This is a genomic window from Marinobacter iranensis (assembly GCF_029207565.1).
In the GTDB taxonomy this organism is placed as follows: domain Bacteria; phylum Pseudomonadota; class Gammaproteobacteria; order Pseudomonadales; family Oleiphilaceae; genus Marinobacter; species Marinobacter iranensis.
The window spans coordinates 61,966-83,981 of the sequence record NZ_JANCMW010000010.1 but is presented as its reverse complement, the minus strand read 5'-3'; the positions used below and the strand labels follow the sequence as shown (position 1 = coordinate 83,981).

The window sequence follows — 22,016 nt, the reverse complement described above, 5'->3', positions numbered from 1 at the left end:
TCAGGTGTATCGATAGGGCCGCCCGGCCTTCTCCATTTTTTCGTTGTATTCCTTGAGTATCTTGACGACCCGGGCCTTGGTTTCGGACTCCTGGGCGACCTCGTCCCAGAACACACGCGCCGCCTTTTCGACTTCTGCCCACTCCTTGTCCGGAATGGTGGTCAACTCCATTTTCGTGCCGTCTGTACGCAGTTTGGCCTCGCCTCCCCAATACCACCACTGACGGTAATAGTGGGAACTGTCCATGGTCAGTTTAAGCAGTTCCTTGAGATGATCCGGAAGCTCGTTGTAGCGATCCATGTTGGCGAAGAAGGATCCCGCCCAGGCACCGGAGATATTGTTGGTCAGGAAGTAATTGGTCACGTCTGCCCAGCCCACCGTGTAGTCCTCGGTAATACCAGACCAGGCGATACCGTCCAGCTCACCCGTCTGCACCGCAACCTCGATGTCTTCCCAGGGAAGCTGAACCGGCACCACCCCGAACTGGCTCATGAAACGGCCCGCGGTTGGGAAGGTAAAGACACGCTTGCCTTTGAGGTCGGCGAGACTGTGAATCGGCTCTTTGGTCGCAAAATGGCAGGGATCCCAGGCACCGGCAGACAGGTGCTTCACGCCCACTTTGGAATATTCCTCGTCCCAGATTTCGTTGAGCCCGTACTGATTGAACAGCACGGGCACATCCAGCGAATAGCGGCTGGCGAACGGGAAGTAGCCACCGAAGACGGTGACTTCGGTGGGCGATGCCATGGAGTCATCGTCGGATTGAACCGCGTCGATCGTGCCTTTCTGCATGGCGCGGAACAGTTCCCCCGTGGGAACAAGCTGATCGGCAAAATAGAGCTCGATCTGCATCTCTTTACCGGCAATACGGTTGAAGCTGTCGATCGCGGGTTTGACCACATGTTCTGCCAGCGCAGGCCCGGCGTAGGTTTGCAGCCGCCATCGTATTTTCGGCTCCTGCGCGTATAGTCTGGGCGGCGTGAAGGCGGCGGCCCCCGCCAGTGCTGCTACGGATGCTGATGCGAGAAAATTACGTCTTGTGGTCATGGCGACCTCCTTGACTGACGCTTGTTATGGAAGCCGGCCGGCCTCCGGTGTGTTACCCGACATTCGTGTTCATCCAAAAACGTTGACGGTTCACTTGTTGTAAACGTACTCCGGCAGCCAGAGCGCAATCTGTGGAAACGCCATGATCAGCGACAGTGCCACCAGCATCACGCAGACAAACGGGAGAATCGAACTGTAGATATCGCGCAGGGAAATTTCAGGCGGCGCCATGGCCCGCATAAGGAACAGGTTGTAACCGAAAGGGGGCGTCATGTAGGCAATCTGGGTGGTAATCGTATAGAGGACGCCATACCAGATCAGATCAAAACCAAGGGCCGCCACAAGCGGTACGTATAGGGGCGCAACAATCACCAGCATTGCGGTATCGTCCAGGAACGTCCCCATCAGCAGAAACGACAACTGCATCATGATCAGGATCATCCAGGGGTTGAGACCCAGTTGCTCGGTAAACAGGTTGTCGATGGCCTTTACGGCACCCAGCCCGTCAAACACCGCACCGAAACCGAGGGCGGCGAGGATGATCCACATGAACATGCAGGAAATGGCCAGCGTCTGTCGCACGGAAGCTTCAAACACTGTCCGGGTCATCCGACGTTTGAGGATCGCCGCGACGAATGCCGCCATGGCGCCGATGGCCGAACTTTCCACCAGGCTGGTCCAACCTTTGACGAACGGCACCATCATAGAGGCAAAAATAACCACCGGGAGAACCCCGGCACGCAACAGGCGTAACTTCTCGCCCAGGCTGACCTGGCGCTCCTCTTTTGGCAGCACAGGCCCGAGTTCCGGCTGAAGGCGACAACGCACGGCGATGTAGACGATAAACATCACGGCCATGATCAGCCCGGGCACAACGCCCGCAAGCCAAAGCTGCCCCACCGGCTGGCGGGCGATCATGGCGTATAGCACCAGCACTACCGAGGGCGGCACCAGGATGCCCAGGGAAGAACCCGCCTGAACCACGCCAGTCACCATCCGCTTGTCATAGCCCCGCCGTAGCAGTTCGGGCAGGGCGATGGTTGCACCGATGGCCATACCGGCAACCGACAAACCATTCATGGCCGACACAAGCACCATCAGGCCAATGGTGCCAATGGCAAGCCCGCCATGAATCGGCCCCATCCAGACATGAAACATTCGGTACAGGTCATCGGCGATTTTCGATTCCGAGAGCACGTAGCCCATGAAGATAAACATTGGCAACGTCAGCAGCGGGTACCAGTTCATCAGTTTCATGGCGGATGAGAAGGGAATATCGGAACCACCCGTTCCCCACAGCGCCAGTGCTGACGCTGCCGCAACGGCACCGATTGCCCCGAACACGCGCTGGCCGGTCATCAGCATCAACATCATCGAGGCGAACATGAAAATCGCTATGAAATCGTAAGACATCAGACGTCTTCTCCCCGAATACGAGCGATGTCTTTGAAAAGCTCCGATACCGCCTGCAACAACATGAGTGAGAAGCCGATGCACATAACCACCTTGATCGGCCACATGTAGGGTCGCCACGCGGAGGAGCTGCGTTCGCCGTATTGAATCGCATAGCTGGTGCTGTCATAGGCGCCGTAAAGGAGCATGCCCAGAAAGAAAATCAGGAAGAAAATGGTGAAGACATCAAACCAGGCTTTTTTACGGGCCGGCCAGTTGCCGTAAAACAAGTCCATGCGCACATGGGCATCCAGCTGGATCGAATAGGGGCCACCCAGGATGTAATACGCCACCATGGCAAACTGCGCGGCTTCGAGCGTCCATAAAGAGGGGAGGAAGAACGCTTTGGAAATGGACGACCACAGCAGAATCGCGACCATGACAAAGATGCCGTACATCACCGCTCTGCCAATACGGTAATTTACAGCATCCACGAATCGGATGTATCCGTTGACGAAAGGTGGCATCTACAGACCCCACTCAATGCGTTAGCGAGCCAGTCAGATAGCCACACGGCCATGGACTGCTGTTGTTCCCTAGTCGCAATCAGGTCATTGCGACACTCAATCGCAACAATGTCCTGTTTTTTCTATAACCGAACTTTCAAGCTAGCACAGCATTTTTGAGCTGTCGCCTTACCAGAAGGTTTTTGTCACGGCCCCACCTCAGGCGCTGGATCCGGACCACCCTCGCGGAATTCGCTGGCAGACTTGCCGGTCCATTTGCGGAAGGCACGGCTGAAGTTGGACAGGTCCGCGTAGCCCAGCTCGTAGGCGATCTCGCTGACTGACTGGTTGGTGTAGCGCAGGAGCTGGATGGCGCGGTCTTTCAGCACCGCCTCCACAATTTCACGGTAGGTGGTGTCCTTTTCAGCCAGCCGCCGCTTCAAGGTGCGGGAGGACACGCAGAAACGCTCCGCCATCGCTTCCAGGGACGGCAGTGGCCCGGGCATCACGTGGAGCATGTTGCGGATGGCGTAGGTGATATCACCCTGGTCTTTCAGGGCTTTCTGCAGCTCGAACTCGCACTGGTCCCGTGCCATGCGGGATGCCTCCGCATCCGCCAGGCGCATGCGAGTGTCCAGAAGGCCCTTGGGGAACACCATGGTTTCCTCCGGCTGACCGTATTCGAAGGGCACCGGTAGCTGGGTAGCAAATTTACGATAGTAAGACGGTTCCGGTGATGTCAGTTGTACTTTTACGCCCGGGAGCTTGCCATCCACCAGTGGAAAGCCCCGTTTCTCAGCATCCTCGCGGTCAAGTAGTTGTTCCGCCAGCATCATCAGAGTGGCACTTACGGTTTCCGCCAGGAAGCGGTATTGGGTCGGCACGTCAAATTCCGTGCGCAGCCGCACCAACACATGGTCGCCGGTGTCTGTCAGGGTCATGGTGAGGAAAGGCACCCGTAACTGCAGGTAACGCCGCACCGAATCCAGGGCACCGGCCAGGGTGGGACTGGTCAGGGCGGCAAAACCGAGGGTGCCATGGATGGTAACCCGCAGTTCCCGGGCCAGCATGAAGCTCAGGCCGTCTTTTCCGGCGAGGTTCAGCGCACGCTCCACCATCACAATGGCATCGGTGACGAACACCCGGCTGTCGTTGGATTTCAGGTCCTGGGGCGAGAAATCCATACCGTCATACAGGCTGCGGTCGTTGTGGCCCAATTGCCGTACTACGTCCGCCAGCACCCGGAGATACACACCGGGAACCAGAAACAGTCCCAGCATCTGCCGTTCTTTTTCCGGGCCCGGGTTCGCCATGGAGGTTCCTTGTATTGTGTGAGAGTTGTTGTGGGAGGACTCACTGCTACCGATGCTATCAGAAGCCTGGCACAGCGGCACTGTGACTGGAGGCACCGGCAACCACGTCAGCACAGTCAATTGAGGCCAGCTCTGGCCCCTACTCCACGATGGCCGTCCCCTTTTCGCATTCAAAGCCTGCCTTGACTCACCCACACTGGAGCCATCACATCAGCCATAGCGCCGAAGCGCGGGAGTAATGACATGCTGAGAACGAAAACCACTGAAACCAGGCCGGTTGCACGCACACCGGACAACGTTGCCATCAAGCCACAACGCATGGGCTTCGAGTTCGGGGAGAAGGTCCCCCGCTACTGGCTTAACAACAGTTACACCTTGAGCCACACGATGAATGCACTGTCGGTGCTGTTCCCGCAGGGTGAGCAGTTTTTCGTGGATTCGGTCCGCCACTATCAGGACCAGATCAAGGATCCCAAGCTGAAAAAGGAAGTAAGGGGCTTTATAGGCCAGGAGGCCATGCATTCCCTGGAACACAAGTCCATGAACCAGCATGTGCGGGATCAGGGCATGCCGGTGGAAGAGCTGGAAGAACACCTGGAAGTGGTCCTGGGTATCGCCAAGAAGCTACCCAAACGCCACCAGTTGGCCATCACCTGCGCCCTGGAACACATGACGGCGATGATGGCGGACATGCTGCTGGAGCGGAACGACGTTCGCGAGGATATGCACGAGACCATGCGCCCGCTGTGGGTGTGGCATGCCATTGAGGAAACCGAGCACAAGGCGGTGACCTATGATGTGTTCAACCAGGTTGGCGGTACCTACGCTGAGCGCACCTTCTACCTGGCCTTCAGTACCGCGGCGCTGGGCGTAATGGCCAGCTACTTCACCACACGGATGATGCTGAACGACCGCAAGAACTTTTCGTTGAAGGACAGTGCCCTTGGTCTGTGGCGGATGTGGGGCAAGAACGGCACCTTCTCCAGCCTGGCGCCAACCTGGCTGGAATACTTCAAGCCCGGATTCCACCCCTGGGACCATGACAACAGCAAGTTGATTGCCCGTTTCAAGGAACAGATCAACGAGTACATTGCCCCGCAGTACCAGAAGGGGAATCGGCGGACTATTCAGTAGCCCAGTAGCCTGCGGTTATCGCTAAGTCCGTGCTGTCGCAAGCGGGCACCTTCTGCCAAAACACGCCTCAAGACGTCCCTGTGCGGCTCGGGCTCCGCCATCCATGGCTCCGCACGGTTTTGGCAGAAGGTGCCCGCTTACGACCCGAACCTGGGAGTTATCCGAACCGGTAAGACGACATTTGGTTATAACGGGCCACCGGCAGCGCGCTGGTCTTTGACCGCCGACAGACCAGCTCTGGCAACAATATTGCGGCCGGCACGCTTGCCGCTGAACAGGCAGCGGTCTGCAATCCGGAACAGGCTCTCTACTTCAGTGGCATGGTCGGGATAGTGGGCGATACCGAATGACGCCGTTACCCGGATCGTGGCCTCACCATAGGGCAACTCGCTGGCGGCGATACGCTGACGCAACTCATCCATTAGCTCAAAAGAATCCTCCGGTTTCACATCCCGCAGGATCAACCCGAATTCCTCTCCCCCCAGCCGGCCAACGGCATCCGTGGTGCGCAGGCGCTCGGTCAGGCGCTGGCCGATGTCCTGTAGCACCTTGTCTCCCGCATCATGGCCCATGGTGTCATTCACCACCTTGAAGTGGTCGATGTCCATGATCACCAACGCAAAACCGGCGCCACTGCGGGCGCTTTCCGCGAGAGTGCGGGCCAGGGTGCTCTGGAAGTTGGCGCGGTTGGCCAGGCCGGTCAGCGCGTCGGTCTGCGCGAGGGTGAACAGTTTATGCTCGGCTTCCTCGCGACGGGTTTCATAAAGATGGATAAATCCCAGCATCAGGATGGCGCAGAGCACCATGTTCAGTAGATCAATCATGCCGCCAGCATCAGCGACGAACTCCAGGTGAAAGTAGTAGGTCACGCAGCCGGCCGCCACGAATGGCGCGCTAAGCAGGAACCCTTCTTTCTTGCCCAGCAGCAGGTAGGCCAGAACCGGCATCATCAGCACCCACACGAAGGCCGACACCGAGGCCTCGGGCACCAGCATGATCAGCAGAGCAAAGGAAAACCCCGTTATCAGGTAACTGTAAATCCAGACCTGGAGACGAGGCGTTCGGTTGATCCTGGTTCCCCCGAAAAACAGCAGCAGGCTGGCAATGAACTCGCCGGTCGCCAGCCAGATATAGCCGTTCAGAATCTGCAGGCAGCCGAACACCACCAGCGCGGAACCGGTAACCAGAAAGAGCGCCCGCATCAGTGAGCGGCGATGGGTATCCCGGAGCCCTGAGCGGCTTTGTTCAAGCGACGCACCAAGGTCCGGGTGCTGGGGTGTTTTCATGCTGCCTCTTTCCCTGAAATACAGCGTGGGTCGGGTGAGTGACTGTATGTAAAATATACAGCGGCCGTTACCTGGCTTCAATCACCCCGGCAGTCCGCCTTGCGACCACGGAGATACGGCAAGCATGAAAAAGGGATCAGACGTATAGGCTTTTCCGTGAAAACCGCTCGACCAGGGGCTGGTATGCGGAACCCAACACCCGGTTCAGGGCATCAATGCCCCAGGCGTCCGGGCCCACCAGAATGCGGGACTCGTTCTTCAGAATGCCCCTGACAATCGTATCGGCCGCTTTCTCCGGTGTGGTCATGGCAAGCTTGTCGAAGCCTTTGCGCTGGGCCTCGGCGTTTTCCGATTTGCCCATGCGCGCTGCATTGGCAATGTTGGTACGGATACCACCGGGATGGACGCAGCTGACAGCTACCGGCTGCTTTTCCAGCTTCATCTCCTGGCGCAGGGATTCAGTGAAGCCGCGAACCGCGAACTTGGCCGCGTTATAGGCGCTCTGTTTAGGCACGCCAATCAGCCCGAATACACTGGAAATATTGACCACGTGACCGTCCCCGGAGGCGATCAGGTGCGGCAGGAACGCGCGAGTACCATGAGCCACACCCCAGAAATCGATATCCATGATCCACTTGAAGTCGTCGTCGGTCATTTCCCGTACCGATGCGGAAAGGGCGACACCGGCGTTGTTGATCACCAGGTTCACCTGGCCGAAGTCCGCCATTACCTGTTCCGCATGGGCATAAATCGCATCCCGGTCTGAAACATCCAGGGTATAGGTGCGAACCTCCACACCGCTGCAATCCGCTGCGGTTTCGGCAAGACCCGCCTCATTGACGTCCGAAAGTGCCAGGCGACAGCCCTTTGCCGCCAGTGCACTGGCCAGTGCCCGGCCAATACCGGAACCCGCACCGGTGACTACCGCAACCCTGTTGTTCAGCTTCTTCATGGTCGACGACCTCTTGTTGTGCAATGTGTTGCTTACTCTATCAGGTGTCGGGCCGCTGGATATGGCAAAAGCGCACCCGCAGCAGGGGCAATACGGCCACCCCTGGCGGTGAACCGTCTGATGACATTGAAATCGTGACTCCCTTCGTGACTCCCACCCCGTGAATGTGCACAATTCGCGACGGCGGCGGCCTGATTTGGGTACAATCACCGGTCCACCCCTTTTCTGTCACTAACGGATGCTTCTGTATGGAATGGAGCCTTACGCATTTCTGGCTGATTCTTGCCCTTGTGCTGAGTCTCGCGGAGCTGACGTCCGGTGTGCTGGTGTTACTGGCACTGGGTATCGCGGCTGCGCTGACGGCAGTACTGACCTTCCTGGGCGCGCCCTTTGAATGGCAACTGGTGGGCATGGGTGTGTTTTCAGGCATCCTGGTACCCGTTGCCATTCGCTGGATCAAGCCCCGGTTTTCGCCCAAAGGCGTGGCCTACGGCACCACCGGCACCGGTGTGGAACAGGGCAACCGGTACCGGACGCTGAAACGGGATTTTGACGACGCCAGCGGCATCAAGGTCAATGGCGATTTCTATCGCCTGCGTACCAGCGATACCGGCACGACCGACTTGCCGGACGGCACCGAGGTTATTTTCGAGCGTTTTGACGGCACCACCGCCGTTGTTCACACGATCAATCACAAGGAGCAGTAAACATGGAATCGGTTATTTCCCCCGGGCTGGTTATCAGCCTCATTTTTGTTGTTATTGGTATTTTCATCATCGCCAAGGGCCTGGTAATCGTTCGCCAGTCCGAGGTCATGGTGATCGAGCGGCTGGGGTCGTTTCACCGCATCCTGGAAAGTGGCGTGAACATCATCATCCCGTTCATTGAGCGCCCGCGCGCCATTACCATGACCCGCTACATGCGCATCGGTGACGAGTATCATCCCAGCAGCAGCTTTGAGACTCGAATTGACCGCCGCGAGACCGTGATGGACTTTCCCGGCCAGCCTGTGGTCACCACCGACAACGTCACCGTGACCATCAATGGCGCACTGTATTACCAGATCATCGACCCACGCCGCGCGGTTTACGAAGTGGCCAATATGAGCCAGGCGGTGGAAGTGCTGGCGAAAACCACCCTGCGTTCGGTGGTGGGCAAGATGGAACTGGACAAGCTGTTCGAATCCCGCAGCGAAGTGAACAACGCTATCCAGGCGGAAATGGAAGAAGCCGCTTCCAAATGGGGTGTGAAGCTGACCCGTGTTGAAGTGCAGGACATCAGTATGCCGGAGGAAGTGGAAGAGGCGATGCGCCTGCAGATGGCCGCAGAGCGTAAACGCCGTGCCACGGTAACCGAGGCGGAAGGTGAGAAGTCCGCAGCCATTGCCATGGCCCAGGGCCAGCGCGAATCGTCCATTCTCAACGCCCAGGGTGACAAGGAGTCCGCCATCCTGCGGGCCCAGGGTGAGCAGGAATCCATCCGCCTGGTTCTGAGCGCCATGGGGGACACCGAACAGAACAAGCAGACGGTTATCGGCTATCTGCTGGGACAAAGCTATATCAAGGTGTTGCCGAACATGGCCAAAGACGGCGAACGGGTCTTCGTGCCTTACGAATCCTCGGCGCTTCTGGGCTCCATGGGGATGTTCCGGGAACTGGCCGGCAGCCCCGAGGACATCGTGCGCCAGAGCGTAAAGCAGGATGGGCTGCGCGGTGGCATGGTGGCCTCAGCCGGTAACAGCTGAGCCACCACCGGTGAATTCCATGGCCGCCGACAGCCTCATCCAAGAAGGTTGTCGAGCGGCCGCTGATAACCCGGTGCAAATACTTCCAGGAAATACATCACCTCAGGCAGGCCATCTTGCTCCAGCTTTCTGCGGATATGGCCTGCCGCTGGCTCGAATTCCTTGTTACCGGCCTGCATTTCCGCCTGACATTTCAACAGGGCAGACAGGCGGTCCGCCGCCTTGATCAGTTCCTTCTCTTCCGGCGCCAGTTGCGATTCGCGAATATAGGGCGCAAAGTCCTCCCGCAAATCAGGGGGCAGAAGTGCCAGCAGTTCCGCCTCAGCCTTGTGTTCAATATCCCCGAAAGCCTCACGCATGACCCGGGAATGGTATTTGACCGGTGTTGGCAAATCCCCGGTGATCACTTCCGTGGCGTCGTGGTAAAGGGCGGCGGCGGCAATCCGGTCGACATTCACCTGCCCACCGAAGTGCCGGTTACGAATAATCGCAAGGGCATGGGCCAGGGTAGCCACCTCCCACGAATGGGTGGCAACGTTTTCCTCAATGGCATTGCGCATCAGCCCCCAGCGTTTGATCCACCGCAAGCGGGAGACATAGGCAAAGAAATGACTGAGAGGGCGGTTCATACCGTATTTTCCCCGTTTTGCATAAGTTTATAATTGGCCTCTTCTGACTAAGATTAAACGATGGTAATGTGAATGAACGTTCAAATTTTACCATCTGGAAGCGCCAGACCTTGAGACTCCGACACTTACCGAAATCCGCCTTAATGATATTGTGCCTGTCCGTGGCATGCAGTTTCTCGACAGGTGTTTCTGCCCAGACTGAAATTTCAGTTGGTGTCTACGATTTCCCGCCAGTCGCCGCCGTGAGCAATCACAGCGAGGCAGAGGGCCTGCTCGGTGACTTGCTGCAAGAGCTGAACACATCCAATAACAACGTCATCTTCAGGATTGTCCACACCTCCCCCAAGCGCCGGCACCTCGATTTCCAGGCCGGATTGTTCGACGTCATCTTCTTCGAGAACCCGAACTGGGGCTGGGAACGCCTGCCAGTCCAGGCCACCTATCCAGTGCTGATGGACGAGGATGTCTATGTAGCTCTGAACAAGCCTGGGCGAGGCCAGAGTTTCTTCGACAACATCGCAGAACGACACATCGTTGCCATCTCCGGCTATCACTATGGCTTCGCCGGACTGTCCACCGACAATGCCGAACTCGAAGAACGGTTCAATATCGAGTTCTCCCACAGTCATAGCCGCAACCTGGACCTGATCAAGGCGGACCGCCCGTCCCTTGCGGAGGTTGCCGTGGTCAGCCGTTCCTATCTCCGGAAACATCTGGCGGACAATCCCGGCGACAGGGACCGATTCCTGGTGTCCGATACCGCCGACCAGACCTATCAGCTCCACATCATGGCCCGGGAAAACGGACCGATAAGTCCAGGCGCCCTTGAGCAAATGCTGTCACCACTGATCCGGGATGGCCGCTACCAGAAGCTGGTTGACAACCACGGACTGCAGTTGCCGCCAGGCATCCCCGATCCCGAAACGCCCTGACCAAGGCCAGGGTCAGCGGGCATCCAGCTCGAAGCTGATGGTAACCTTGCCTTCGTCATTGGCGCTGGCATCGCGCACAGGGTCCAGCAGGTATATCTGGTTGGCCGGCACGTCATACTCTTCCAGCATCTGCTCTCGCAGCCACACGCCCCGTGAAGTCGCCAGGTTACCCAATGCCTCCGGTGGCAGTTCGATAGTCGCGATCAACCGTTCCACCAACGCCTGCTCCCATTCCTGCTCACCTGGCTCGCCGTTATTGCCGGCAACGTCGTTGCGGAACTCGTTTATCGACGCGACGTAGTCGGAGTTTTCGTACGCCCGCTCCAGTCGCGTAATGCGCTCGGATGCTGAATCCGCGTCGGCAATGCCCAGATCCTCAAACAGTTTCTGGCGCCTCAGCGCATTGCCGTCGGCTTGTGGTGCAACGGCACCGCGTACATTGAGGGCCAGACCGGGACGATCATTCAGTGCTTTGCCGAGGGTCTCCAGCTTGACGTCTTCGCCTTCGGCGAGCTCGGTGCGGCCGGCCTCAAAGCTGACCCTGCCCAGCTCCTCTCCCGACAGGCCCGCCAGGTCGGCAATGGAGCCCAACATACTGAACGGTGACGTCGCGGCCTTGGCGACAAGGTTTACGAACGCGCGCATGACCACCTGGCCCACACTGAAATCCGGGTTATCCAGGTCACCACTGATGGGCAGGTTGATGTCGATGACCCCCTGCCGGTCCCGCAGCAACGCCAGGCCCAGCTTCACCGGCGCGCTCACAGCCTCATCACTGGGTACCGGCGCTCCAAGCTCAAGTTGCTTCAGGACCACGCTGTTGGCCGCATCCAGACGGCTACCGGAAAACTCATAATCCAGGTCAAGATTGAGTTTGCCACTGTCCACACTGTAACCGAGATAGCGGCCGAAGTAGGGCGACAACATGGGCAGTGACACCCCCTCCATGGCCAGCTTCAGGTCACTGGTTTCCTCTGTTCCCAGGGTGCCCACGGAGCCATTCAGAGTCATGCTGGCAACATCCCCTACACGCCCCTGCATCGAAAGCTGGCCCTGTTGCGGCGCCACATTACTGAGCCCAGTCACTGAGCCACGCAACTGGTCGATCCGCGTTGCAAAGGCCGGGTCCAGCGTTCGATCGGTGTAGGAAACGGCGCCCTCTTCCAGCATCAACTGGCCAATGCGAAAGATAAACTCAGGTTCGCCCCCATTGGTATTTTCATCCCCGGCTGACGCTTCCCCTTCCGACGACGAGTCCCTGACAATTCTCTCGATATTGTGAACGCCGCTGCCTTGGCGAACCACGTTCACGGAAGGGCCGGCCAGGGTGATGGTTCCGATCTCTAGCCGCGCCGGTGCCACATTATATTCCACTGGCTGCAGGCGCATGCTCTCCCACTGGATCAGGGGCGCGTCATTGTCGCCCAGGCGCAGATCAAGGGCCGACACCTCGCCGGTACCGCTGAATGTGCCCGTCAGTGGCTCCTTCTGCTGATCCAGGTCCAGGTTGCCGTCGACAGTCAGCAGACCGTCCCTGACATCCAGATTGACGGCTTCGCTGACGTAGGTGCCGAACTGTGCCAAGGCGATTTCCGTTCCGGAGATACCGGCTTCAAGGGTGAAAGGCGTGAGCGTAGCCTGGCCGTTAATCGACAATTTTCCGCCACCGTTCAGGGAAGCGTTGGCACTGTAGTTAACCGGGTCTTCCAGGCGGTGGGAAATCTGGTCAATACTGACCGACAGATCCTCGAGCGCCAGTTCGGCACTGGTTTGGGGCTGATCATCGCGCCAGGTCACCTGACTGTTGCCCAACTCCACTCCGGCCACCGACCAGCGGAAGGGGGCACCCGAGCCGCCTTCGTCGTCCTGAGGCCCGTCGGTACCCTCCTGGAAGGGGGCCAGAAGATTAATCTGCCCGTTCTGATCGCGATGCAGCGCCAGATTCATGCCGTCGATATTGACGGTACCGGTTGAAGCTTCGCGGTTGTTGAGCCCAAAACTTATATCGCCAACGCTGAGACTGTCGGCGGAAAACAGACTTTCTTCGCTGTTCGCCTCAAGACCGAGGTCAACGTTTTCGATGGTAACCTGGCCGTCTGACGTAGTGAGGAAAAACTCGCCGGGAGATTGCAGTTCGTACTGGGAACTCAGGGTCACACTACCACTGCGGAGGTGATAGGGAAGGTAGGGTTTGAGGAAGTGCTGGAGCGTTTCATGGGAGACATCGCCCAGTTTGATAAACCCTTGCGAATACAGGGGGGAAATACTCAGGTCCCCCTCCCATTCTATGGTCTGGCTGCCGACCGCCGCCAGCAGGTAATAGTTACTCTCGGCGTCATCACGGGGCCAGGTTGCCAGGTCGTTCAGCGCCAGATCCAGGGGTGTTACCCGGAATGCCTCCTGGCCTTGCTGACTGAAGTCCCGGAACAGCAGTTCGCCACCAGACACCCTGACCCGGTCAAAATAGAGCCGGACCGGCTCCCCGGAATCCGGCTCGTCGGCGGCCGGTTGCTCTTCTCCCGCGGGATTGTTGGCCTGCCAGTCACGGGCATAATTGACACTGTAGTCCTCCAGCAGGTCCAGGCGGATGTAGGGTTCTTCGAGCTCAATATTCTGCAGCGCCACAACCCCGGTGATCAGGCGCCAGACGCCGAGATTGGCGTACAGGCTGTCAAAGGCGACCACCGGCTCACCCTCGCTGTCCGATGCCTTCAGGTTCAGGGCTTCAACGCTCATGACAAAGGGGTTCACGCGGATGTCTTCAATCTCCGCCTGCCAACCCATGTGTTGCTCCAGCCGTTCCGGTAGTGCCCGCTCCAGCCACCAGGGCAACACCACAAACCCGGCAAGGGCATAGATCACCACCAGAACCAGTACAGCCACCGAAATATTTCTGGCGGACAATTTTCTTGTGCGGCTCTCAACCACCGGGCTCTCCTTGTTTATCATTGATGACGGGCGCGGTCCGGCCCCAACCTGTCCACCAAGGATAGCCCGCCTGTGTCGGTTTTGTCAGCCGGAGTCCTCCGTGGGCTGGCATCATCCATTGACTGACAGGGCGCAACGAACCCGATATTCTGTTTTCATCGTATCGGACAACGAAATTTCTTACACAGATTTACGCAGGCACCCCATATGGACATTAGCGATATGCGCCGCGACTTCGAGAGCGAAGGTCTCGACCGTGACGCTCTTGATGACAACCCGGTCAGGCAATTCCAGGGCTGGTTCAAGGATGCCCGGGAAGCCGGCATCCTTGAGCCCAATGCCATGTCCCTGGCTACAGCCGGCCAGGATGGCATGCCTGACATACGCACGGTATTGCTGAAATATTTCGATGACTCCGGCTTCGTGTTCTACACCAATTACGGCAGCCGCAAGGCACGGGAAATAGCGGAGAATCCCAAAGCGGCGCTGTTGTTTCCCTGGGTAGGCCTTAATCGACAGGTGCGGATTCAGGGCCCTGTGGAAAAGGTCAGCAAGTCCGAGTCACTGAGGTACTTCGCATCACGCCCACGGGGCAGCCAGATCGGCGCATGGGTGTCGGAACAGAGCAGGGCCATTACCTCCCGCGGACTGCTTGAGCAGAAAGTGGCGGAGATGAAACGCCGCTTCAGCGATGGTGAAATCCCGCTGCCGGACTTCTGGGGTGGTTACCGGGTGGTGCCGGAGCGGATCGAGTTCTGGCAGGGACGGCCAAGCCGCCTGCATGACCGTTTTGAATATGTAAAACAGGGCGACGAGTGGCGCATCGACCGCCTCCAGCCCTGACGCCAGCCAATCCATCACTCTTCGCTCAAAGGTAAACTATGACCGATCAACAACGCTGTCCATGGTGTGGCGACGACCCACTCTACGTCGATTACCACGATACCGTCTGGGGCCGGCCGGAATATAACGATCTGGCACTGTTCGAAAAACTGTGCCTGGACGGCCAACAGGCCGGCCTGAGCTGGATTACCATCCTGAAAAAGCAGGAAAACTATCGCGTTGCCTACGACCACTTCGATCCGGAGAAAATCGTCCGTTACGACGATGCCAAGGTGGAGTCGCTGATGCAGGACAAGGGCATCGTCCGTAACCGACTGAAGGTGGAATCCGTCATTCGCAACGCCCGGGGTTATCTGGATTTACAGGAACAGGGCCAATCGTTTGGTGATTTCCTGTGGTCGTTCGTGGGTGGCGAACCCATTCAGAATCGCTGGCAGCGCTTCGCTGACGTGCCGGTACATACACCCGAGGCCGAAGCCATGTCCAAGGCGCTCAAGAAGCGTGGGTTTAATTTTGTCGGCCCCACGATTGTTTACGCCTTTATGCAGGCCACTGGAATGGTAAACGACCATCTGGTGGATTGCCCGCAGCACTCAGTATGTCGGGAACTGGCTGCAAGAACCTGAACCTGTAGTTTTCCGGGGAGATTGCGCGGTCCCAATGATCCCAAACGATCCGTTGCTCGTAAGTCCGTGGGTAGCACATTATCCCCCGAGTCCTACTGCGAGAGTATTACGGTGAGAGTATCCCTGGAAAACTTGATGAGAAAACGGGTGCAAGGGCGAGACTCGTGATTGCCGTCGCCCGGCTGGCAATTGTTGTCGGTATTGCCGGCCTGCTACCGTTCCTGGCTGCCATTCTCGGGCTGTTCACAATGCCTGCCCAGAGCATGCTGATCATCAGCTACTTTTACCTCTACAGTGCCGGCATACTGGCCTTCATGGCCGGCATTTACTGGCCATTGGCCATGCAGCTTGAAAACCGCTGCTACCCCATCTCTCCCCTGGTAACCATGCTATTGAGCCAGGTGTTTTTCATCACCGCCGGAATCGGCCTGCTACTCCCCATCGCTGCCCAGATAGTGGTCTATACCGTCGCTTATATGGCTCTCTACGTCGTGGATGCACGCTGGATGAAAGACTACTGGCCTGACTGGTACCTGCAACTAAGGCTGGTACTGACAGCCGTTGTACTGGTGTGCCAGGTGGCTGCCGGTGTCTGGTTCTTTACAGTTCAGGGATAGTCCAAGGAACGGCCCAGGCTCCCCACCACCGCGCGGGACTGCGCCGTGGATTCCCTGACCGGACTATGCAGCGACGATGGCGTACTCGTGGTTGTAGGGCTCAATCAGCACACCGTGAAGGGCCACAATGGTCTTCTTGTAGGCGTCTTCATCCACCACAAACTGTATGTCCACCTGGCGCATGCACTGGTGCAGGGCCAAAATGCTGATTTCCTCATCCGCCAGGGCCTTGACCGACCGCGCCAGGATGCCAGGAATCTTGATATCGCTGCCAATGGCCGACACGATTGCCACTTTGCGGGTACTGATTTCCGCGTTAGGGAACTCGTCTTTGAGCGCCCTGACCACACGCTTGACGTGCTTGAGGGTACTGTCGACGTAATGGGTGATGGTGTTGGCGTTGGTGTCCTTCGACACGAAGCGCACCTTGAAGCGGCCAAGCACCTCCAGAATGCGGCGGTCGGAGCCGGGTTCACCCTGCATGTCCTGGTCAAACACCTCAATGGCGAACACGCCCTTGTTGCCTGCAATGATCTCAACCTGCGGCTTTTCACTGACGTAATCGCCAGTGATCAGGGTACCGGTGTGTTCCGGCTCAAAGGTATTCATCACCCGCAGCGGAATCTCATTCTGGCGCATGCCCTTGCCAGCACGGGGATGGATGGCTTCCATTCCCAGGTTCGCCAGCTGGTCGGCCACGTCATAGTTGGTACGGCCCAGGGGCACTACCTTGTCCGCACCCACGATGTTGGGGTCGGCAGAGCTGAGGTGGTATTCCTTGTGGATAATCGCCTCGCGGGCGTTGGTGATCACCGCCACCCGGCTGAAGGTCATTTCGCTGTAGCCTCGGTCGAAGGTACGCATCAGGCCTTCCTTGCACTGGGCATAGCCGGTGACGATGGGCAGCTCACGGGTCAGGTCAACCGCATCGAAGGCCTGCTTGAGCTTTTCGTCCAGCGGCAGCAACTCGTTATCGCGCCAACCGGTCAGGTCCACAAATCGCGCGTTGATGCCTTCCTGCTGGAGCTTCAGGGCCGTGTTGAACGCACTGTGGGCCTCGCCGATACCGGCCAGCATCTCCCGTACTGTCAGCAGGTGCTCTTCGAGCTGGAACTGGCCATAGGAACACAGGCGCTGCAGGTCGATCAGGCAACCGCGAACACCTTCGATCCGGTCGGTAATGAACTGGTCCGCCTGCTGTTTGAGCATGGGGTCCGGGAACAGGTCGCCGTTGATGTCGGTCAGGAACTGGATCAGCTTGGTGAGGTCGTCACCCCAGGCCCAGTCCGATTCCGCATCGGCGAACAGGGCGTAAACGCCCGGCTCTCCGGTTTTCTTGTGCTCCAGCAATTCATCGGTGACACCACCATAGGCGGAGACCACGAATATACGCTGGTAGAGGTCGTCCTTTGTGCGCCCGCCGAGAATGATATTATCGCGCACCGCCTCGTAGTTGCTCATTGAGGTGCCGCCAATCTTCTCTACGGTATGTTGTTCGCTAGTCATAGTGTTACCGTCGTTATCCTGCAGAATGAATTTGGGGAGATGGCAGGCGTCTCAGGACGCCTTGCTCATTCCTTCCTGCATGATTTCATCCACGCTTTCTGCTAGAAGTTTAGCACCTTTGCGCAGATCATCTTCGCTGGTGGTCAGCGGCATCAGGCACTTGATCACTTCGTCATTGGGGCCACTGGTTTCAATAATCAGCCCCTTCTCAAAGGCACGGCTGGTAATCCTGTCGGTCAGCTCGGCGTGAGTGGCTTCGATACCACGCATCATGCCCCGACCCTTCATTTTGAACTCGCCCGGGTACTTGTCACAGATAGCCTGCAGCCCGTCGCCCAGCACCTGGGTCTTGGTTTTCACCTCATTGGCGAAGGCATCGTCTTTCCAGTAGGTCTCAACAGCCGCCCGTGCGGTAACAAAGGCCATGTTGTTGCCCCGGAAAGTGCCGTTATGCTCGCCCGGCCCCCAGACATCCAGCTCCGGCTTGAACAGCACCAGCGCCATGGGCAGGCCGTAACCACTCAGTGACTTGGACACGGTCACGATATCCGGCTTGATGCCGGCAAACTCGAAGCTGAAGAACTCGCCGGTACGGCCATTACCGGCCTGGATATCATCAACGATCAGCAGTATGTCGTGCTTTTTGCACAGCTTCTCGAGCCCCTGCAGCCATTCGGCACGAGCCGCGTTCAGGCCACCTTCGCCCTGGACCGCCTCGACAATTACCGCAGCCGGAAGTTCGAAGCCGGACGAGCCGTCAGACAGCACCTTGTCCATGATCTCCAGGGTGTCCACGTTCTCACCCAGATAACCGTCATAGAACATGAAGTCCACGTTGCCGAGTGGGGTGCCGACACCGCCCCGGTGATGCTTGTTACCAGTGGCAGCAACCGCACCCATGGTGACGCCATGGAAGCCGTTGGTGAAGGAAACAATGCCGTTACGGCCTTTCACCTTGCGGGCCAGTTTCAGGGCCGCTTCCACACAGTTGGTACCGGTGGGGCCGGTAAACTGCATTTTGTAGTTCAGGCCGCGGGGGTCCAGAATGTGCTTCTTGTAGGACTCAATAAAATCGTGCTTGGCGGTGGTAAACATGTCCAGGCCCTGACTGACACCATCGCTTTCAATGTACTCGAGCAGCGCTTTCTTGAGAATGTCGTTGTTGTGGCCATAGTTCAGTGATCCGGCGCCGGCGAGAAAATCCAGGTATTCCTTGCCATCTTCGGTGTACAGGTGCGCGTTCTTGGCACGGTTAAAAATCACCGGAAAGGCACGGGAATAAACACGTACTTCGGATTCGGTCGACTTGAAAAGTTCCATGGTCTTGCCTCTTAGCATGTCAGGTTCGAGGTAGCTGTGCGGTGGCACGTTGGTTGAAGCCGTTGTGACAGATTCACCTCAGCAATCTGCCGGCCAGTCCAAACAGGGGTATCGGTCGTTCGGGAAGGCGGTTACGCCGGCTTTGTGAAAGGCCCGATGCGGAGCAGGAACTCGGAGTCGTGCTTGCCGCCAAAGTGGGTGTCTTTCTCAAAGTGCTCGTGATAGGTGAGCTCGGCACCCATGTCACGGGCAAAGGACCGGAACAGCGCCCAGGAAGCCTCATTGTCTTCGGTAATGGTGGTTTCCATATGGGTCACGTTCTTGCACGCGTCCCGGGCCACAATCGCCTTCAGCATCCGTTTGGCCAGACCCTGCCCACGACCTTTCTCGTGAACGGCAACCTGCCAGACAAATACGGTTTCGGGCTGTTGAGGGGGAATATATCCGGAAATAAAGCCGACCAGATCGCCGTCTATCTCCGCCGCCACGCCGGTTTCGGCAAAGTGGCTGCACTGCAGGAGGTTGCAGTAGATCGAGTTGGGGTCCAGCGGCGGGCACTCCGCGACCAGTTGGTGGAGCCTGAAGCCATCATCCTTGACCGGTGTCCGGAGGCTGATGGCGGTGGTATTCGAGCCTTCTGATGTCATAACGTGATCGGTTCGTCTCAAAAAGTTAGTGTTAAATTATATAGACCACAAAATATATTTCAAGTCGGCCTTCCGGGACACGCCAGGCACAAGTTCTGCCTTACACCTTCAGAATAGACCCTATTGCACCATCTGCCAGTGACAATTCCGTTAAACCAGAACGGGGAAAGTGATGTCCCTGGCGGCCAAAGACGTCCCTCCAACGATCCGTTTCCGGTAAGACACGGCCGCTGCCGAACCGGCCGGCCAGAGCCTGTCAAACTGCGGCAACCAGGCGCCAAGATCATAGGCAACCGGCACCAGGGAAACGCTAAGCCCCTGGCGCTCAAGACCGGCAACCGGCTCAGCCACGGGGCTGGTCAACCCTATGCGGGTAATCAGGCCCCGTGAGTCCCGCAACAGGTTACCCATCCCCGCCGAGCCGTTGTTGGCAACAACGCAACTGCGCCCCTCCACCAGGCCGGACCAGAGCACCGGCAGGCAGGTATGGGTGGAGACAATCACATCAGCGCCGGACACCCCAAACCATTCCGCAAGCTTCGATTCGTTGCCGGCCACAAAGGATTCATGGGCCAGCCCCCAACCAGCCAGGGATTCGGGATCTCCGTGAATCACCAAAACCTTTAGGCCTCCAAACAACAGGCAACGATACCGGGGCAGAAGGAGCAGACGTTTGCGGATGTCCGGGTGCTCCCCGGCCACACCCTGCAGTCGCTCCATGATGTCGTTGGAACGCTCAACCACACCCTCATCCACGAAATCCGGATAGGCACACCCGCAGCCGGCGCCCGCACTGGGGTTGGCCAGTTCGTACTCCACATTACCCAGGCTGACGGTGTGGTCCAGCACCCGATTGTTGATCTCGCGGAACAGGCTGTCGCTGGCATTGAACCAATTGAAATCCCCGTTGAACACCAGCGTTACCCGATGCCCCTGGCGCTCCTCCGCCAGCGCCATTTGCTCAATTTCGTCCAGGGCATAGGGGTTCCCATAAAGACCACCGACCACATACAGCACGTCCCCATTGACCTGCAGCGAAGCGGGATTGTAGCGATACGCCAGCGGACAGCTGCGACCTTCACTCATAGTATCCCCCTATGCTTCACCCGCCGCCAGCGATCGCCCGGCAAGCCGTCGAAGGACCAGGGGCACAAAGAAACCAGCCGTGCAGACCAGGAAACCGTAAGCGTTGACACCCAAAAGCATGGCGTATTTGCCATCGCCAATTGCCCAACTGGACGGAACCAATCCCACCGCCAGCAACACCCCCAGGCCAAGCCCGGTCCAGAAGCTGAGGTGGAAACTCCAGGGCGACCAGCGGGTAAATCCATAAAACAGGAACACCGGCGCCAGCCCCATGACCATGGTGCCGGAGATGGTCGTGGCCTTGAGGATATCGGTGCCCGCAAACATCGGCAGGTTCCCAAGGAATGCAAAGACAATCATGATCACCGCACCCACACGCACACTCGGCAACCGGTCTTTCGCCCGTTTCGCCAGCCGCGGCAGATCCATCGCCAAGGACTTGGCCAGTGAGCTGAAAGTGGAATCCAGCGTTGAGCCCGCGGATGTCATCATCACCACACTCATGAAGAACAGCGCCGCCAGCCCCAGCGATTGCCCCACCGCCGCCGGCGCGTTGCCCATCGCCTCAATACCGTTCAAGCGGGCATGCACACCCACCAGACTGAAGATAAACACCGCCACAAAGCCCAGCAGCCCAGCCACCACAAAGCTCTTCAGCATGGTTTTCTCCTTGTTCACAAAACCCCGGTCAGTCAGCACGGGATCATGGAAGGGATAGCTGAACATCTGCAGAAGCGCCACCAGCAAAAGGTCAAAACCGGCGTTGAGCCTGAATTCGCCGTTAGTGAGCAGGGCACTGGTGTCATTGGCCGGCACAATCAGAAACAGCACTGCCCCGACAAAAAACACAAACACAAAGGCCTGGATCACATCAGTAAAAATCGACGAGCGCAGACCGCCCTTGAGGCTGTAGGCCAGGGTAAACACGGTAAACAGCATGGCAGCGCTGTAATACTCCCACTCACCCGGAAGCCCGAAGTAACCGCCAACCACGGCGGTATTGCTCCAGACCTCGTTATACAGCCGAATCAGGATGGCAGCCGCAAACGCCAGACTTGCGAACCGGCCAAACCGGGAGGTCAGAAAATCCTGCAGACTGCGGGCACCGGTCTGGGTACGAATCAGGTAAATAATGTAACCAGCCACGGGAATCGACAGCCAGTAACTGGCATACGCCAGCCCGCCGGTCACACCATAGGCAGCACCCAGGTTGGCAGCATTGGTGACCGACTTGGCAAAGATCCAGCTGATAAAAATACTCGCCGTCAGCGACCACTGCCCCACGGGATTTCCCTGGTCATCCGCCCCCTTGTAGAAAGAATTGGCGTTCTTACTCTTCGGCGACAACACATACATCACCACCCCGTAAACCACCAAAAATCCCCAAAACAGGGAAGCTTCCGTAAAGTTCATTGTCTGTTCTATCCTCGTTCTTTATTTACTATCCGGGGCTGGTTCGGTTACTTCGGGCTTTGGGTGCCTGAGTCAGTGGTGGAGGGGGTTCAAAA

At 57.9% G+C, this 22,016-nt stretch carries 20 protein-coding genes; 7 read left to right on the top strand and 13 right to left on the bottom strand.

Going from position 1 to position 22,016, the window contains the following annotated elements:
- The 4 genes from NLU14_RS15275 to NLU14_RS15260 all read right to left on the bottom strand — a co-directional run bounded on the left by NLU14_RS15275 (position 1) and on the right by NLU14_RS15260 (position 4,258).
- Positions 1-1,047 (bottom strand): TRAP transporter substrate-binding protein, encoded by a 1,047-nt coding sequence (locus NLU14_RS15275; RefSeq protein WP_275708032.1) that lies wholly within the window; start codon positions 1,045-1,047, stop codon positions 1-3.
- A 90-nt stretch (positions 1,048-1,137) separates the two neighbouring features.
- Positions 1,138-2,460, bottom strand: coding sequence for a TRAP transporter large permease (locus NLU14_RS15270; RefSeq protein ID WP_275708029.1), 1,323 nt, complete (start codon positions 2,458-2,460; stop codon positions 1,138-1,140).
- Positions 2,460-2,966, bottom strand: a complete 507-nt coding sequence (locus NLU14_RS15265; RefSeq protein WP_275708027.1) for a TRAP transporter small permease subunit — start codon at positions 2,964-2,966, stop codon at positions 2,460-2,462. Before NLU14_RS15265 ends, NLU14_RS15270 begins: the two co-directional genes overlap by 1 nt.
- Before the next feature lie 185 nt (positions 2,967-3,151).
- A complete protein-coding gene (locus tag NLU14_RS15260; RefSeq protein WP_275708025.1) occupies positions 3,152-4,258 on the bottom strand; it encodes a helix-turn-helix transcriptional regulator in 1,107 nt (368 codons plus the stop codon).
- Positions 4,259-4,501: 243 nt separating this feature from the next.
- Here NLU14_RS15260 and NLU14_RS15255 point away from each other — a divergent pair, with 243 nt between their 5' ends.
- Positions 4,502-5,392, top strand: a complete 891-nt coding sequence (locus tag NLU14_RS15255; protein ID WP_275708023.1) for a metal-dependent hydrolase — start codon at positions 4,502-4,504, stop codon at positions 5,390-5,392.
- Positions 5,393-5,577: 185 nt separating this feature from the next.
- Here the strand turns inward: NLU14_RS15255 and NLU14_RS15250 are convergent, their stop codons facing one another.
- A complete protein-coding gene (locus NLU14_RS15250) occupies positions 5,578-6,678 on the bottom strand; it encodes a GGDEF domain-containing protein (RefSeq protein WP_275708020.1) in 1,101 nt (366 codons plus the stop codon).
- Between the two features lie 136 nt (positions 6,679-6,814).
- Positions 6,815-7,630, bottom strand: a complete 816-nt coding sequence (locus NLU14_RS15245) for an SDR family NAD(P)-dependent oxidoreductase (RefSeq protein WP_275708017.1) — start codon at positions 7,628-7,630, stop codon at positions 6,815-6,817.
- Between the two features lie 248 nt (positions 7,631-7,878).
- On the opposite strand from NLU14_RS15245, the gene NLU14_RS15240 reads away from it, so the two are divergent.
- Together NLU14_RS15240 and NLU14_RS15235 are read left to right on the top strand one after the other, a co-directional pair.
- The gene (locus NLU14_RS15240; RefSeq protein ID WP_275708015.1) at positions 7,879-8,337 is read left to right on the top strand and encodes an NfeD family protein; all 459 of its coding nucleotides are present in this window, start codon (positions 7,879-7,881) and stop codon (positions 8,335-8,337) included.
- A 2-nt stretch (positions 8,338-8,339) separates the two neighbouring features.
- Positions 8,340-9,374 carry an SPFH domain-containing protein gene (locus NLU14_RS15235; RefSeq protein ID WP_275708013.1) on the top strand — a complete coding sequence of 345 codons (1,035 nt, stop codon included), beginning with the start codon at positions 8,340-8,342 and terminating at the stop codon, positions 9,372-9,374.
- Between the two features lie 35 nt (positions 9,375-9,409).
- On the opposite strand, the gene yfbR is transcribed toward NLU14_RS15235, so the two are convergent.
- Complete coding sequence (yfbR, locus tag NLU14_RS15230; protein ID WP_275708011.1) at positions 9,410-10,003, bottom strand: 5'-deoxynucleotidase; 594 nt, start codon at positions 10,001-10,003, stop codon at positions 9,410-9,412.
- Between the two features lie 242 nt (positions 10,004-10,245).
- Between yfbR and NLU14_RS15225 the strand changes: the two genes are divergently transcribed.
- Positions 10,246-10,935, top strand: coding sequence for an amino acid ABC transporter substrate-binding protein (locus NLU14_RS15225; protein ID WP_275708008.1), 690 nt, complete (start codon positions 10,246-10,248; stop codon positions 10,933-10,935).
- Positions 10,936-10,947: 12 nt separating this feature from the next.
- Here NLU14_RS15225 and NLU14_RS15220 read toward each other — a convergent pair whose 3' ends face one another.
- Entirely contained in the window at positions 10,948-13,863 is a 2,916-nt protein-coding gene (locus NLU14_RS15220) for a DUF748 domain-containing protein (protein ID WP_275708006.1), read from the bottom strand.
- A gap of 207 nt (positions 13,864-14,070) precedes the next feature.
- On the opposite strand from NLU14_RS15220, the gene pdxH reads away from it, so the two are divergent.
- The 3 genes from pdxH to NLU14_RS15205 all read left to right on the top strand — a co-directional run bounded on the left by pdxH (position 14,071) and on the right by NLU14_RS15205 (position 15,949).
- On the top strand, positions 14,071-14,706 hold the full coding sequence (pdxH, locus tag NLU14_RS15215) for a pyridoxamine 5'-phosphate oxidase (RefSeq protein WP_275708002.1): 636 nt from the start codon (positions 14,071-14,073) through the stop codon (positions 14,704-14,706).
- A 38-nt stretch (positions 14,707-14,744) separates the two neighbouring features.
- A complete protein-coding gene (locus NLU14_RS15210) occupies positions 14,745-15,332 on the top strand; it encodes a DNA-3-methyladenine glycosylase I (protein ID WP_275708000.1) in 588 nt (195 codons plus the stop codon).
- A 164-nt stretch (positions 15,333-15,496) separates the two neighbouring features.
- On the top strand, positions 15,497-15,949 hold the full coding sequence (locus NLU14_RS15205) for a DUF3429 domain-containing protein (protein ID WP_275707998.1): 453 nt from the start codon (positions 15,497-15,499) through the stop codon (positions 15,947-15,949).
- 63 nt (positions 15,950-16,012) lie between these two features.
- On the opposite strand, the gene NLU14_RS15200 is transcribed toward NLU14_RS15205, so the two are convergent.
- The 5 genes from NLU14_RS15200 to NLU14_RS15180 form a co-directional block, all read right to left on the bottom strand.
- Positions 16,013-17,455: an aspartate kinase gene (locus tag NLU14_RS15200; protein ID WP_275707996.1), complete on the bottom strand. Its 1,443-nt coding sequence runs from the start codon at positions 17,453-17,455 to the stop codon at positions 16,013-16,015.
- A gap of 51 nt (positions 17,456-17,506) precedes the next feature.
- The gene (gene ectB, locus NLU14_RS15195) at positions 17,507-18,775 is read right to left on the bottom strand and encodes a diaminobutyrate--2-oxoglutarate transaminase (RefSeq protein WP_275707994.1); all 1,269 of its coding nucleotides are present in this window, start codon (positions 18,773-18,775) and stop codon (positions 17,507-17,509) included.
- 131 nt (positions 18,776-18,906) lie between these two features.
- Positions 18,907-19,422 carry a diaminobutyrate acetyltransferase gene (ectA, locus tag NLU14_RS15190; RefSeq protein ID WP_275707993.1) on the bottom strand — a complete coding sequence of 172 codons (516 nt, stop codon included), beginning with the start codon at positions 19,420-19,422 and terminating at the stop codon, positions 18,907-18,909.
- Between the two features lie 150 nt (positions 19,423-19,572).
- Complete coding sequence (locus NLU14_RS15185; protein ID WP_275707990.1) at positions 19,573-20,508, bottom strand: metallophosphoesterase family protein; 936 nt, start codon at positions 20,506-20,508, stop codon at positions 19,573-19,575.
- Between the two features lie 9 nt (positions 20,509-20,517).
- On the bottom strand, positions 20,518-21,921 hold the full coding sequence (locus NLU14_RS15180; protein ID WP_275707987.1) for a sodium:solute symporter family transporter: 1,404 nt from the start codon (positions 21,919-21,921) through the stop codon (positions 20,518-20,520).
- Positions 21,922-22,016 lie beyond the last annotated feature (95 nt).

Coding starts and splice junctions, on each gene's coding strand:
- NLU14_RS15275 (WP_275708032.1), bottom strand. CDS start 1,047: ATGACCACAAGACGTAATTTTCTCGCATCAGCATCCGTAGCAGCACTG.
- NLU14_RS15270 (WP_275708029.1), bottom strand. CDS start 2,460: ATGTCTTACGATTTCATAGCGATTTTCATGTTCGCCTCGATGATGTTG.
- NLU14_RS15265 (WP_275708027.1), bottom strand. CDS start 2,966: ATGCCACCTTTCGTCAACGGATACATCCGATTCGTGGATGCTGTAAAT.
- NLU14_RS15260 (WP_275708025.1), bottom strand. CDS start 4,258: ATGGCGAACCCGGGCCCGGAAAAAGAACGGCAGATGCTGGGACTGTTT.
- NLU14_RS15255 (WP_275708023.1), top strand. CDS start 4,502: ATGCTGAGAACGAAAACCACTGAAACCAGGCCGGTTGCACGCACACCG.
- NLU14_RS15250 (WP_275708020.1), bottom strand. CDS start 6,678: ATGAAAACACCCCAGCACCCGGACCTTGGTGCGTCGCTTGAACAAAGC.
- NLU14_RS15245 (WP_275708017.1), bottom strand. CDS start 7,630: ATGAAGAAGCTGAACAACAGGGTTGCGGTAGTCACCGGTGCGGGTTCC.
- NLU14_RS15240 (WP_275708015.1), top strand. CDS start 7,879: ATGGAATGGAGCCTTACGCATTTCTGGCTGATTCTTGCCCTTGTGCTG.
- NLU14_RS15235 (WP_275708013.1), top strand. CDS start 8,340: ATGGAATCGGTTATTTCCCCCGGGCTGGTTATCAGCCTCATTTTTGTT.
- yfbR (WP_275708011.1), bottom strand. CDS start 10,003: ATGAACCGCCCTCTCAGTCATTTCTTTGCCTATGTCTCCCGCTTGCGG.
- pdxH (WP_275708002.1), top strand. CDS start 14,071: ATGGACATTAGCGATATGCGCCGCGACTTCGAGAGCGAAGGTCTCGAC.
- NLU14_RS15210 (WP_275708000.1), top strand. CDS start 14,745: ATGACCGATCAACAACGCTGTCCATGGTGTGGCGACGACCCACTCTAC.
- NLU14_RS15200 (WP_275707996.1), bottom strand. CDS start 17,455: ATGACTAGCGAACAACATACCGTAGAGAAGATTGGCGGCACCTCAATG.
- ectB (WP_275707994.1), bottom strand. CDS start 18,775: ATGGAACTTTTCAAGTCGACCGAATCCGAAGTACGTGTTTATTCCCGT.
- ectA (WP_275707993.1), bottom strand. CDS start 19,422: ATGACATCAGAAGGCTCGAATACCACCGCCATCAGCCTCCGGACACCG.
- NLU14_RS15185 (WP_275707990.1), bottom strand. CDS start 20,508: ATGAGTGAAGGTCGCAGCTGTCCGCTGGCGTATCGCTACAATCCCGCT.
- NLU14_RS15180 (WP_275707987.1), bottom strand. CDS start 21,921: ATGAACTTTACGGAAGCTTCCCTGTTTTGGGGATTTTTGGTGGTTTAC.